The 13480-nt window shown below is 44.7% G+C and carries 11 protein-coding genes; 9 read left to right on the top strand and 2 right to left on the bottom strand.

All coding sequences use genetic code 11. From position 1 onward, the window contains the following. Nucleotides 1-632 precede the first annotated feature (632 nt). Nucleotides 633-1811 (bottom strand): tRNA epoxyqueuosine(34) reductase QueG, encoded by a 1179-nt coding sequence (gene queG / locus AB4161_RS21395; RefSeq protein ID WP_372084232.1) that lies wholly within the window; start codon nucleotides 1809-1811, stop codon nucleotides 633-635. A gap of 240 nt (nucleotides 1812-2051) precedes the next feature. Between queG and tsaE the strand changes: the two genes are divergently transcribed. The 8 genes from tsaE to hflC all read left to right on the top strand — a co-directional run bounded on the left by tsaE (nucleotide 2052) and on the right by hflC (nucleotide 11589). After that, the gene (gene tsaE / locus AB4161_RS21390) at nucleotides 2052-2516 is read left to right on the top strand and encodes a tRNA (adenosine(37)-N6)-threonylcarbamoyltransferase complex ATPase subunit type 1 TsaE (protein ID WP_004735870.1); all 465 of its coding nucleotides are present in this window, start codon (nucleotides 2052-2054) and stop codon (nucleotides 2514-2516) included. Then, a complete protein-coding gene (locus AB4161_RS21385; protein ID WP_372084231.1) occupies nucleotides 2510-4225 on the top strand; it encodes an N-acetylmuramoyl-L-alanine amidase in 1716 nt (571 codons plus the stop codon). Before tsaE ends, AB4161_RS21385 begins: the two co-directional genes overlap by 7 nt. Before the next feature lie 102 nt (nucleotides 4226-4327). Beyond that, the gene (gene mutL, locus AB4161_RS21380) at nucleotides 4328-6541 is read left to right on the top strand and encodes a DNA mismatch repair endonuclease MutL (RefSeq protein ID WP_372084230.1); all 2214 of its coding nucleotides are present in this window, start codon (nucleotides 4328-4330) and stop codon (nucleotides 6539-6541) included. A gap of 97 nt (nucleotides 6542-6638) precedes the next feature. Further along, entirely contained in the window at nucleotides 6639-7571 is a 933-nt protein-coding gene (gene miaA, locus AB4161_RS21375) for a tRNA (adenosine(37)-N6)-dimethylallyltransferase MiaA (RefSeq protein ID WP_248385128.1), read from the top strand. 192 nt (nucleotides 7572-7763) lie between these two features. Beyond that, nucleotides 7764-8027, top strand: a complete 264-nt coding sequence (hfq, locus tag AB4161_RS21370; RefSeq protein ID WP_017059927.1) for an RNA chaperone Hfq — start codon at nucleotides 7764-7766, stop codon at nucleotides 8025-8027. Nucleotides 8028-8071: 44 nt separating this feature from the next. Beyond that, on the top strand, nucleotides 8072-9379 hold the full coding sequence (gene hflX / locus AB4161_RS21365) for a ribosome rescue GTPase HflX (protein ID WP_017059928.1): 1308 nt from the start codon (nucleotides 8072-8074) through the stop codon (nucleotides 9377-9379). A 27-nt stretch (nucleotides 9380-9406) separates the two neighbouring features. Beyond that, complete coding sequence (gene hflK / locus AB4161_RS21360) at nucleotides 9407-10609, top strand: FtsH protease activity modulator HflK (RefSeq protein ID WP_017063176.1); 1203 nt, start codon at nucleotides 9407-9409, stop codon at nucleotides 10607-10609. 2 nt (nucleotides 10610-10611) lie between these two features. After that, nucleotides 10612-11589 carry a protease modulator HflC gene (gene hflC, locus AB4161_RS21355; RefSeq protein WP_017059930.1) on the top strand — a complete coding sequence of 326 codons (978 nt, stop codon included), beginning with the start codon at nucleotides 10612-10614 and terminating at the stop codon, nucleotides 11587-11589. A gap of 172 nt (nucleotides 11590-11761) precedes the next feature. Here hflC and AB4161_RS21350 read toward each other — a convergent pair whose 3' ends face one another. Continuing rightward, entirely contained in the window at nucleotides 11762-11950 is a 189-nt protein-coding gene (locus AB4161_RS21350) for a DUF2065 domain-containing protein (protein WP_010434105.1), read from the bottom strand. Between the two features lie 172 nt (nucleotides 11951-12122). Here AB4161_RS21350 and AB4161_RS21345 point away from each other — a divergent pair, with 172 nt between their 5' ends. Beyond that, nucleotides 12123-13439, top strand: coding sequence for an adenylosuccinate synthase (locus tag AB4161_RS21345; RefSeq protein ID WP_010434108.1), 1317 nt, complete (start codon nucleotides 12123-12125; stop codon nucleotides 13437-13439). Nucleotides 13440-13480 lie beyond the last annotated feature (41 nt).

Raw genomic sequence — 13480 nt, 5'->3', positions numbered from 1 at the left:
GAACCCGATGTATCGCTCCAGCTTTCTTCTAAAAAAGCTAATAAGTACTTTAAACCTCTGTGTTTAAAGGCGACCACAAAGGTCACGCTCTTTCTTTAATGCTGCGAAGCATAATCCCCCCAAAAAGCAAATAATCCTCCATCATGGTGGATATTTTTTTGTCTTAAATTTTTCTTAGCAACTGGAATGCTAGTAAACATCAGGTCTCTGAAGCAGATACTTGAGGTTTTTCACATCTATAAACAGACTTATCCACAAAATGTTAGGTGTGGATAACTTGGTTGATAAAGTTATTTCAGTCTTAATTCTTTACATATCCCTAAAAGATCTTTCTTGTTTTCAATATATTAGATGAATTGCAGCGATCGTAACTTGTTGTTTTTTATCAAGTTGGATGCCTATCTTGGATTTAATAAAAGATCGTTAACTTGTTGTTTTTTGATCTTAATCATTTATCGGTACTGTGTTTAACTTTGCTCGGGTGTCGGAAGTTTACGAGAGTTCTGAATTTTTTCCACATTGTTAGAATTGAGAACAAGGTCAAACATTGTTCTAAAATTATGTGCAACGAGTTGTCTTAAATATTGGACTATCGATGTGGGTGTCGCTGTCAATCGTTGATACCAAAAGGGCTAGGCGTCTCTTGGTAGTCCTTTCTCAACGATGCGTATCAGCCGGTGCTTTTTGGTGGAGATTTTGCTGTTACTTTTTTGCACACAGCTATTTTTCTGCGTAGAGCTATCTTCTTGCACACTGCTAGCGTTGGGTAACTGCTGTAGTTGTTTATTCAAAGCCCACTCAATATGCACATCAAGCATTTCGTTTTTGCATTGATGAGACTCCAGGGTTTCAATAATGCGTTGTTGAAATGGTGCATTGCCCATCGCAACAAAGATATTGCGTAACCACTGGGTGTGGCCGATACGTCTGATTGCTGAGCCTTCCATTTTCTTTAGGAAGGTTGCTTCGTCCCAACTTGAAAGTGAAACCAGATCGGCTTCTTGGAAATCTTCTCTGCGGTGAAAGTCTGTTTGCTCTGTGAGTTCGGCATGACGATTCCACGGGCAAACTAACTGACAATCATCGCAACCGTAGATACGGTTACCAATGGCATCTCTATACTCTTCAGGGATCACACCATCATATTCAATGGTTAAGTACGAAATACATTTGCGCGCATCAACCACGCCATCAGCAATAATGGCACCCGTTGGGCAAGAAGTGATACATGCGGTGCATTTGCCGCACTCATCAACACTGGGTTCATCCGTGGGAAGAGGGATGTTAACTAACAGCTCCCCTAGAAAGAACCAAGAGCCAGCGTCTTTATCAAGAATTAATGAGTGTTTACCTGTCCAGCCCAACCCTGCTTTTTGAGCGAGTGGTCTTTCCAAAATGGGCGCTGAATCGACGAAAGGGCGTGAGTCTAAACCCTCGACCTCTTTTTCAATTCTTTGTCCTAGCTTTTTCAACTGGTTACGGAACAATTTGTGATAGTCGCGGCCTAAAGAATAGCGGCTGATGTAGCCTTGAGTGGTATCGCTTAGGTTAGAGGCGAACTGAGCTTCTGGTGGTAGGTAGTTCATTCGAGCGCTGATCACTCGAATTGTGCCTGGGTGAAGTTCATCAGGACGTGCACGCATCATCCCATGTCGAGCCATCCAATCCATTTCGCCGTGGTTGCCAGCATCTAGCCATGCTTGAAGAGGGGCTTCGTGTTCACTTAAATCAACATCGCAGATGCCAACTTTTTGAAAGCCCAGCTCTTTTCCCCAGATTTTAATTTTTTCAGCAAGATGGTCTAGATTCATGGCTTATTTCTTATTTTCTCTGTTTTACAATTAGAGATAAGGCTAATTAAAATTAGGTTCGGCAAAAATGGGGGCGGATCTTAACGGATCTTAGTGGTGTTGACCAGAACAGACGCGTTTTGAGCAGTATTTTTCATAGAACTTACACTTGAGTGCTTGTCTCCCAAAAGCATCACGGTTTACTATTCTTGTTCTTTTGATTTTTATATAGTCAACGATCGATTTTTAGAGAACGTATTCATGAGCACGAAACAATTTACTTTGAAAGATGAACAAGCAACGATTCAATTAGGAACGGAGCTTTCGAATCTTTGCTCACAGCAGACGACTATTTATCTGCATGGTGATCTTGGCGCAGGTAAAACGACTTTCAGTCGTGGCTTTGTAAAAGCACTTGGCCATCAAGGAAATGTAAAAAGCCCAACGTATACTCTAGTTGAACCTTATCAACTTGCAGATTGGCAGGTGTACCACTTTGACCTTTATCGCCTAGCCGATCCTGAAGAGTTAGAGTTTATGGGAATTCGTGACTACTTTACTCCGGATGCTATCTGTTTGGTTGAATGGCCTGAGAAAGGTTATGGGATGCTACCAGAAGCCGATTTGGATATTGATATTCGTTACCAAGACGATCACCGTATTGTTTCTTTAACCGCTAATAGTGAATACGGACAGCGCTTACTTAGTCAGTTGGAGTTATGTTGATTTCTAAACGCCTTATTTCAACAGTGGCCATGATGGCTGCTGTTTTTTCTATACTGTTTTCTTCACTTGTTTCTGCAAACTCACTGAAAAGTTTAAGGGTTTGGCCTTCTCCAGAAGGAACTCGTGTGGTTATCGACTTAAAATCAGAAGCGGACTTTAGCTATTTCACCCTGAGTAGCCCGAGTCGCTTAGTGGTTGATTTAAAAAATACCAGTCTTGCGACTAAGTTACCGGTCGAGGTGAAAGACAGCCCTGTTCTATCTAAGATTCGTAAGAGCTCACCGCCAGACAAAAACACCTATCGCTTGGTTTTTGAGTTAAAGCAGTCGTCTAAAGCCGAATTATTCAAACTGAGCCCGACCCCAGGTGGTCAGTATGGACACCGTTTGGTGATCGACTTACCTCATGGTGCGGCAAGTAAAGCGACATCGACACCGAGTAAGCCAACGGTAAGTAAGAACATTAATCAGGTTAAGCGCCAGAAAGATATTCTAATTGTGATTGATCCTGGCCACGGTGGTGAAGACCCAGGTTCGATTGGTCCTACGCGTAAATACGAAAAAGACGCGACTCTGAGTATTTCTAAGAAGTTAGCAGCTCAACTGAATGCGGTCCCGGGGATCAAAACTCGTATGACTCGTAATGCTGATTACTTTGTGAACCTGAATCGACGTGTTGCGATTGCTCGAGAGAATGAAGCTCACCTGTTGATCTCTATTCACGCCGACGCCTTTACGACGCCTCAACCAAGAGGTGGTTCAGTGTTTGTATTGAACACTCGACGCGCAAATACAGAGATCTCTCGTTGGATTGAGAATAAAGAGAAACAGTCTGAATTGCTTGGTGGTAGCGGTGCAGCGTTCACAAGCAATATTGATGATAAGAACGTAAACCAAACCCTGCTTGATTTGCAGTTTAGCCACTCTCAAAAAGAGGGCTACAAACTGGCAACGGCAATTCTGTCTGAAATGGGTAAGGTTGCGAAACTGCACAATAGCAAGCCGATTAACACCAGCTTAGCAGTATTACGTTCACCACAGATCCCATCAGTACTGGTAGAGACAGGTTTTATTTCGAATCCGACGGAAGAGAAGCTTCTTTTCCAACGTTCGCACCAAGATAAATTGGCACGAGCAGTGACTAAAGCGGTGGTTAAGTATTTGAAGGCTAACCCGCCTGAAGGGATTATTTTGTCTAACGCAACGTCATCAACGGGCAGCGTGAGCCTACATAAAGTCTCTCGTGGCGAGTATTTGTCTGTGATTGCGAGCAAATATGGTACGTCGACACAGACGTTGATGAAGTTCAACAATCTGAAATCGAGCAGCCTAGCAATTGGCCAAGTACTTAAGATTCCAGGCAGTGCTTCAACTTCATCATCAAGCAGTGCGGTTAAAACGAAGACCATCACTCACACGGTTAAGTCTGGAGAGTACCTAGGTAAGATCGCCAGCCGCTATAAAGTGTCGGTGGCTGATATTAAACGTGAGAACCGTTTGAAATCAGAGACGGTGAGAGTAGGCCAAAAGTTACGTATTACGGTTGAAGTTAAAGATGTTCCTCTGCGCAAACACAAAGTTGCAAGAGGTGATTACCTTGGCAAGATAGCTTCGAAATACGGCGTGAGCGTCAACAGCATTCGCCAAGCGAATAAGCTAAGATCTGACAGTCTAGCTATCGGCCAAGTGTTGATTATTCCTCACAAGTAGTCTTGGGAATGCTAAACAGCTTCAGGTATATCAATGATAAAAAATAAGAACTAGTGCAAACGTAGCAGCGTTTCCATCAATGGCAGTAAGGTAGCTATAAATATGACGATCAAAATACTGCCAGCTCGGTTAGCTAACCAAATCGCAGCGGGTGAGGTGGTAGAAAGACCCGCTTCTGTTGTAAAAGAGTTGGTTGAGAACAGTTTGGATTCGGGTGCCACTCGTATCGATATTGATATCGAGAAAGGTGGCGCCAAGATGATCCGCGTTCGTGACAATGGTAAAGGCATCGTAAAAGATGAGCTTGCCTTGGCACTGAGTCGTCATGCTACCTCCAAAATCCACACTCTTGATGACCTAGAGGCGATCGTCAGCCTCGGTTTCCGTGGTGAAGCGCTGGCGAGTATTAGCTCGGTTGCGCGCTTAACCATGACGTCACGCCCTGCCACTCAAGATCAAGCTTGGGCAGCACACAGTGAAGGCCGTGATATGCAGGTGAAACTGCAGCCTGCGGCGCATCCTATTGGCACTTCGGTTGAGGTGTTGGACCTGTTCTTTAATACGCCAGCACGCCGCAAATTCTTACGCACCGAGAAAACTGAATTCACCCATATTGATGAGTTGCTTAAACGCATCGCATTGAGTCGTTTTGATGTGACGATCAACCTTCGTCATAACGGCAAGATGATTCGTCAGTACCGCGCTGCAAAAACACAAGTTCAAGCAGAAAAGCGAATCGCTGCGGTATGTGGCAATCCTTTTGTTCGTCATATGCTTAAGATCGAACTTGAGCATCAAGGCCTAAAACTTCATGGCTGGATCACCACGCCAGAAGGAGCAAGACAACAAAGCGACCTGCAATACTGCTATGTGAATGGTCGTATGATGCGTGACAAGCTGATCAACCATGCGATTCGTCAAAGCTACGAAACCAGCCTGCGTCCAGACCAATTCGCGACGTATGTGTTGTTCATTGAACTCGACCCACATCAGGTGGACGTGAATGTCCACCCTGCAAAACATGAAGTGCGTTTTCATCAAGCGCGCCTTGTGCATGACTTTATTTACCAAGCATTGAGTGATGGTTTAGCGCAGAGCAAGCAGATCGATGCTGCACCAATCAATCAGTCGGCTTTTCATCAGTCAGAAGTGATTCATCATCAGCAAGATAGTACGAGCTCTGCAGTTGATGGTGTTGCAAGTTTCGCTGAGCCAGAAAGCGTAATGCCTAGCAGTTCGGATCAAACCCAAGTTTCGGATAGGGTGCGACACGCTATTGAGCAAACGCCTGCCTACCCGAGAAAAGCAGAATCAGAGCACGCTTTTGATAAGCCTCAACACAGCGTTAATGATGGTGGGCGACACTATGTTTCATCAATTAGCCCAAGCTCATCAACCAGTCCAAGTTCATCTGCTGGCCGAAGCTCGGCTACTAGTGACAGCAGTTTTACCGGTTCCTCTCGCCAAGAGTGGATAGAGTCTCGACCTGAACCTAAAAAAGAGAAAGAGCCACACCAACATCATGGTGAACCCGCGCCCTCTAAGCGAGAAGTGAAAGCCTATAAAGAGCTTTTGAAAACGCCTGATTTTGATGATCAAGTTGTACAGCCTTCATCTTCTCAAGAGCATGTGGCACCAGTAGAAACCAGAGACAACTTAGAAAATAAAGAAAATAAAGAAAATAAAGAAGCTAAGCCTGCTCAACAGAATCCTGTTCATTTAAAGCCAAGAGCAGCAGTGACGGATTTGGGGAAAGCGGTCTCGGTTGTTGAACGTCAATATCTCGTGATGGGCAACAAGAATGGCTGTGTTTTGGTTTCCTTAGCTAAGGCTGAATTATTACGTGTTGTTGGTCAGCTTGATACTCGAGGTGGCGCGTTAAAAAGCCAACCGTTATTGGTGCCTTTATCGATTAAGCTGGGTAGTGAACTTGTCGAAGTTGCTAAGGCGCTGAGTCAAACTCTGGCATTACTGGGGATTGAGCTTAAGGCGCGAAACAGCGAGGCGGTAATGGTGATGGGCGTGCCTTCTCCTTTAAGGCAGCAAAACTTACAAATTTTGATCCCAGATCTGTTATCTTACGCGGCTTCAATAAATGCCCAGGGTGCAGTGAAGCAACCTAATGACATGTTGTCAGCTTTGGTTAACTGGATCGGGATTCAAACCGCACAAGTAAAAAGCGACTACACTTTATCTGAAGCGGTTCAACTAGTTGGGGAACTAGAACAACTTTGGCATGGTCTACTTCCATTAGATGATCCAGAGTTTGTTAATCCTATCGACTTTTCAGCGACTATAGCCGCGTTTACGGTTTAATTTTTTCGCGACGACCTTTGTCTTTTTAGCTGAATACGTCGCGACACAAAGCCCTTTGCTAAAAAGCGCTAAAACAGAGAAGCAAATACAAAATATCATGACTGAAAAATTACCTTTAGCGTTGTTTTTAATGGGCCCAACGGCGTCAGGAAAAACAGATTTAGCTATCCGCTTACGTCAGAAATACCCTGTAGAGATCATCAGTGTCGATTCGGCATTGATCTACAAAGACATGGATATTGGTACCGCTAAACCGGATGCGGAAGAGCTTGCGCTCGCGCCTCATCGCTTGATTGATATTTTGGATCCAAGCGAAGCGTATTCTGCGGCAGATTTTCGTCGTGATGCGATCAATGAAATGAATAAGATTGTAGCGGAAGGCAAAATCCCGCTACTTGTTGGTGGCACAATGCTGTACTACAAAGCATTGTTGGAAGGTTTATCGCCATTACCAGCAGCGGATCAAGAGATTCGTAAGAAGATTGAAGCGGAATCTATTGAACAGGGTTGGCAGGCATTGCACGATCAATTAAGAGAGATAGATCCCGTATCCGCTGAAAGAATACACCCAAATGATCCACAAAGGCTTTCAAGGGCATTGGAAGTTTACCGAATTTCGGGTAAAACATTAACAGAGCTAACTCAAACGAAAGGCGATAGCCTGCCATTTCGTGTAAAACAATTTGCAATAGCTCCCAAGGAAAGGACTGAACTCCATCGCCGCATTGAGCTGCGTTTCGAGAAGATGATAGAAGCGGGATTTGAAGATGAAATGAAGGCGTTGTACGCCAGAGAAGATCTTCACCCTGAACTGCCATCGATCCGATGCGTTGGTTATAGGCAGATGTGGGATTATTTAGACGGTAATTGTGATTTAGACGAAGCGGTTTTCCGTGGTGTCTGTGCAACCCGTCAGTTGGCCAAGCGACAAATCACCTGGTTGCGCAGTTGGGATGATTTAACTTGGTTAGATAGCGAAAACATTGATCAAGCGTTAGAAACTCTTTCAGATGCAATAGCATCTGATTAGTATTGCTGTGTATAATGTGATCGCTTTTGCGTGAATATACTCTGGAAAGGATCCGTTATTGAGGCTTTTAAAAATCACAGCCTTTCAATAACAACGGAGTTTTTTTATTCATTTAGCTCAGATGCAAAGGCCGCACCTTTTTGTGCACCACTAGCTAAATAATTACAACAAAATACAAATAAGGAAAATAAAATGGCTAAGGGGCAATCGCTACAAGACCCATTCCTAAATGCACTCCGTCGTGAGCGCATTCCAGTCTCTATCTATCTTGTTAACGGCATTAAGCTGCAAGGTCAGATCGAGTCTTTCGATCAATTCGTGATCTTATTGAAGAACACAGTAAACCAAATGGTTTACAAGCATGCGATTTCTACTGTGGTACCTGCTCGCGCAGTTAGTCACCACAGCGGCGAGCAACGCACGCCATCTGATCGTCCAGAGAAGACTGAAGATTAATCGTTCAATTTGTACAGCTTGCGCTGTAATAAGGAGTTGGTTGCTTGTTTGACCGTTATGAATCCGGCGAGCGAGCCGTACTTGTTCATATCAACTTCACGCAAGAGGGAGAATGGGAAGATCTAAGCGAATGTGAAATGCTGGTCTCCTCAGCGGGGGTAGAAACGCTACAAGTGATTACTGGTAGCCGACAATCCCCACTCCCTAAATACTACGTTGGAGAAGGTAAAGCCCTAGAAATCGCACAAGCTGTTCAGCTAACCGGTGCTGAAATTGTGATTTTTAACCACTCCCTCTCTCCTGCCCAAGAGCGCAACCTCGAGCAATTGTGTAAATGTCGTGTGATTGATCGCACGGGTTTGATCTTAGATATCTTTGCACAACGTGCGCGAACTCATGAAGGTAAGCTACAAGTTGAGCTCGCTCAGCTTCGTCATATCTCTACTCGACTGATTCGTGGTTGGACTCACCTTGAAAGGCAGAAAGGTGGTATTGGTCTTCGTGGTCCAGGTGAAACTCAACTGGAAACCGATCGACGTTTGTTGCGTGACCGTATAAAGGCAATACTACGTCGTTTAGCGAAAGTCGCTAAGCAGCGTGAACAAGGACGACGTGCTCGTAATCGAGCTGAAATCCCAACAATTTCTTTGGTTGGTTATACCAACGCAGGGAAATCAACACTTTTCAATCGCATCACAAGTGCTGGTGTTTATGCGGCAGACCAACTGTTTGCAACCCTAGACCCAACACTACGTAAGATTGATTTGGCAGATGTCGGGCCTGCAATTCTCGCAGATACCGTAGGTTTTATCCGTCATCTACCACACGACTTGGTCGCTGCGTTCAAGGCAACATTACAAGAGACGCAGGAAGCTGACATTTTGTTACATGTTGTTGATGCCAGTGATGACCGTTTTCGTGAGAACATTCAGGCTGTTCATGAAGTATTAGAAGAAATCGATGCTCATGAAGTGCCAACCCTTGTAGTCATGAACAAAATTGACTGCATGGAAGACCAAAAACCTCGAATTGAAAGAGACGAAGAGGGCGCACCTCGCGCTGTTTGGGTTTCTGCAATGGAAGGAGAAGGTATTGAGCTACTGTTTGAAGCTTTAACTGAGCGTTTAGCTAGCCAGATGGTTCAATTCCGGTTGTGTATTCCACATCAACATCAGGGTCGCATTCGCAGCTTATTCTTCGAGATGAAATGTATTCAACAGGAAGAGTATGATGAAAATGGTAACTTGTTGATAGATATCCGAATGCAACAAATAGATTGGTCTAAACTTGAAAAAAGAGAAGGGGCGCTCTTAGGTGACTTTATCGTTACCAAAGAGACTGCTACAGTATAACGTCATATCAAATGATGGAGCTTTCTAATGGCGTGGAATGAGCCTGGAAATAACAACAACGGCGATAATAACGGCCGCGATAATGACCCTTGGGGTAATAAAAATAATCGCGGCGGCCGAGATCAAGGACCGCCAGATCTAGACGAAGTGTTTAATAAACTAAGTCAAAAGTTAGGTGGCAAGTTTGGTAAAAAGGGTGGCAACGGTAACGGGCCATCTATTGGTGGTGGCGGTGCAATTGGCTTTGGTGTCATTGCCGTTATTGCTATTGCTATCTGGTTCTTCGCTGGTTTCTACACCGTTGGCGAAGCAGAAAGAGCAGTAGTACTTCGACTGGGTCAGTTCGACCGTATCGAAGAACCTGGTCTTAACTGGCACCCACGCTTCATCGATGAAATCAGTGATGAGCAACTAGTAAACGTTCAAGCGATTCGTTCTCTACGTGCTGCTGGCACGATGCTAACGAAAGATGAAAACGTTGTGACCGTTGAAATGGGTGTTCAATACCGTGTTTCTGACCCATACAAGTACTTGTATCGTGTAACGAATGCAGACGACAGTTTACGCCAAGCAACCGATTCTGCGCTTCGTGCGGTAATTGGTGACTCACTAATGGATAGTATCCTGACAAGTGGTCGTCAGCAGATTCGTCAAAGCACTCAAGAAACGTTGAACCGTATTATTGATAGCTACGACATGGGTATTCTGATTGTTGACGTGAACTTCCAGTCAGCACGTCCACCTGAGCAAGTGAAAGATGCATTTGATGATGCTATCGCGGCTCGTGAGGATGAAGAGCGTTTTGAACGTGAAGCTGAAGCTTACCGAAATGACATTCTTCCAAAAGCAACAGGTCGTGCTGAGCGTTTGAAGAAAGAAGCGGTGGGTTACTCAGAGCGCACAGTTAATGGTGCTCTAGGTCAAGTTGCTCAATTCGAGAAACTGCTACCTGAATACCAAGCTGCTCCTGAAGTAACACGTAACCGTATGTACCTAGATACAATGGAAAAAGTGTACTCAAGCACATCGAAAGTCCTGATTGATTCTGAATCAAGCGGTAACTTGCTATACCTACCAATTGATAAGCTAGGCGCACAAGGTGGTTCTCAGTCGGGCTCTCGCCCTGCAAAAGCATCATCAACTTACGATCAAATTGAGTTAGAAACTCAAGCGGATCCAAAGCCTAGCACTCAAACTCGTTCAGACAGTTCACGCCAAGGGAGATACTAATAATGCGTAAATTAATGATCCCTGTATTAGTTGTGACGATTGCCCTTCTATTGATGTCAGTGTTTGTGATTCAAGAAGGTGAGCGTGGCATGGTAATTCGTTTTGGTCGAGTTCTCGATGACAACGGCGTATCACGAATCTATGAACCAGGTCTGCACTTTAAACTACCGATGTTTGATCGCGTAAAAGTACTTGATGCTCGTATTCAAACGATGGATGGCCGTTCTGACCGTTTCGTAACATCAGAGAAAAAAGACGTTCTAATTGATACTTACGCAAAATGGCGTATTGCTGATTTTGGACGTTTCTATCTGAGTACCGGTGGCGGTAATATCATGACGGCAGAAGCACTTCTTGAGCGTAAAGTGACAGATGTTCTTCGTTCTGAAATTGGTTCTCGTGAAATTAAGCAGATCGTGTCAGGCCCTCGCAACAAGGACATCCTGCCAGACTCTGCTGATAGCGAAGTCGTCACAACGGTAGCGGCTGCAGAAGCACTAGAAGTTGATGGCGAACGCGATAAGATCATGGAAAACGTTTTGTCTGGAACGGCAGAAAGTGCGATGGCTGATTTAGGTGTTGAAGTTGTTGATTTTCGTATGAAGAAGATTAACCTTCCTGACGAAATCAGTGAATCTATCTACCGCCGTATGCGTGCAGAACGTGAATCGGTTGCTCGTAGACACCGTTCTCAAGGTCGTGAGAAAGCGGAAGTTATCCGTGCTCAAGCTGAGCTAGAAGTGGCAACAGTTCTTGCTGAAGCTGACCGTACAGCTCGAATCACTCGTGGTGATGCGGATGCAGAAGCAGCGAAGATCTACTCTGATGCGTTCAGCAAAGATCCTGAGTTCTACGGCTTCATGCGTTCATTGCAAGCTTATGAGACATCATTTAGCGATAAGAGCGACATTCTAGTACTGGATCCGAAGACTGACTTCTTCCAATACATGAATCAAGCAAGCGGCGCTCCAGCAAAATAAGCTGATGCGTTAGCGAATGCTTAGCTTAATAAGCAAAATACGTTAAAACTTAAAAGGCTCCCATTGTGGGAGCCTTTTTGTTTTCTATGACTTCTTTCAGGAGGAGACATGTTTGTGGATTCACTATTGGGGCGCGAGGGAAGGCGCTTAACAGCGTTCTACTTATAGAAACCTAGCGGTAGGTCATGAAAGCGATAACCGCTCCAGCCACCACAAGACAGCCTCCAATGCGGCGCAGTTGCGTGTCTGGTTGCTCGCTCAGTTGCGCGACCATGTTTCTCCAGCCATTGGGTGCAATCAAGGGGCCGAGCCCTTCCACAATAAGTACGAGCCCAATAGCGAGCCAAATTGATTGAGACATGGTTCTGCCTTTTATCTGTAAAAAAGCAATGATATCAGTATCTTTACACATCTGCCCCCAGTTATGGCTGGTTTATTTTTGTACAGCGTTAACGTTTATGAACAAAAAGTGACTGCAAGAAGTGTGATTCAGTGCTAGAATCCATTTTTAATTAGCAACAGAAATTGGAAAGATGGGAAATAACGTAGTCGTTCTAGGCACCCAATGGGGTGATGAAGGTAAAGGTAAAATCGTTGACCTTTTAACTGAAGATGCAAAATACGTGGTTCGCTACCAAGGCGGTCACAATGCAGGTCACACACTTGTAATTGACGGTGAAAAAACCGTTCTTCACTTAATTCCATCAGGCATCCTACGTAATAACGTTAAATGTGTTATTGGTAACGGTGTAGTATTATCGCCTGACGCACTTCTAAAAGAAATGAAGCCTCTTGAAGATCGCGGTATTCCAGTACGTGAACGTCTTTTCATCTCTGAAGCTTGTCCTCTAATTCTTCCGTACCACATTGCAATCGACAACGCGCGTGAAATCGCTCGTGGCGCTAAAGCTATCGGTACAACGGGTCGTGGTATCGGTCCTGCTTACGAAGATAAAGTTGCTCGTCGCGGTCTACGCGTTGGCGACCTTTTCGATAAAGAAGCATTTGCTGAGAAGCTAAAAGAAGTGATGGAATTCCACAACTTCCAACTAGAGCACTTCTACAAAGCTGAAACAGTAAGCTACGAAGAAGTTCTTGAGCAAGCGATGAGCTACGCAGATATGTTAACTGCGATGGTTATCGACGTAACTGACGAACTAGACGCAGCACGTAAGCGCGGCGACAAGATCATGTTCGAAGGTGCTCAAGGTACGCTACTAGATATCGACCACGGTACTTACCCATACGTAACGTCTTCTAACACGACTGCTGGTGGTGTTGCTGCAGGTTCTGGTTTCGGTCCTCGTCACATCGGTTACATCCTTGGTATTACTAAGGCTTACTGTACTCGTGTTGGTTCAGGTCCATTCCCTACTGAGCTATACGATGGCCTTGAGAAGCAAGACCCAGTTGGTAAACACCTAGGCGATGTTGGTCACGAGTTTGGCGCAACAACTGGTCGTCTACGTCGTACTGGTTGGTTCGATGCTGTTGCTATGCGTCGTGCAATCCAAATCAACTCTCTATCTGGTATGTGTCTAACTAAACTAGACGTTCTAGATGGCCTAGAAGAACTAAAAATCTGTACTGGTTACAAGATGAAAGATGGTTCTATCCTAGAAGTTTCTCCAATGGCTGCTGAGTCATTCGAAGAAGCGACGCCAATCTACGAAACAATGCCTGGTTGGTCTGAAAACACATTTGGTGCTAAATCTATCGACGCGCTTCCACAAGCTGCTCTAGATTACATCAAGCGTATCGAAGACCTAACTGGCGTTCCAATTGATATCGTATCAACTGGCCCAGATCGTAACGAAACTATCATCAAGGTTCACCCATACGGCGCATAATGCCTGCTGAGTGATTACCAGGCACGAACAGTGCTTTGATA

Origin of the sequence: Vibrio sp. 10N.286.51.E5, from assembly GCF_041469125.1 — a bacterium.
In the GTDB taxonomy this organism is placed as follows: domain Bacteria; phylum Pseudomonadota; class Gammaproteobacteria; order Enterobacterales; family Vibrionaceae; genus Vibrio; species Vibrio crassostreae_C.
Note: the sequence above shows the minus strand (reverse complement) of the source record. Positions and strands in the feature narration are given on the sequence as shown.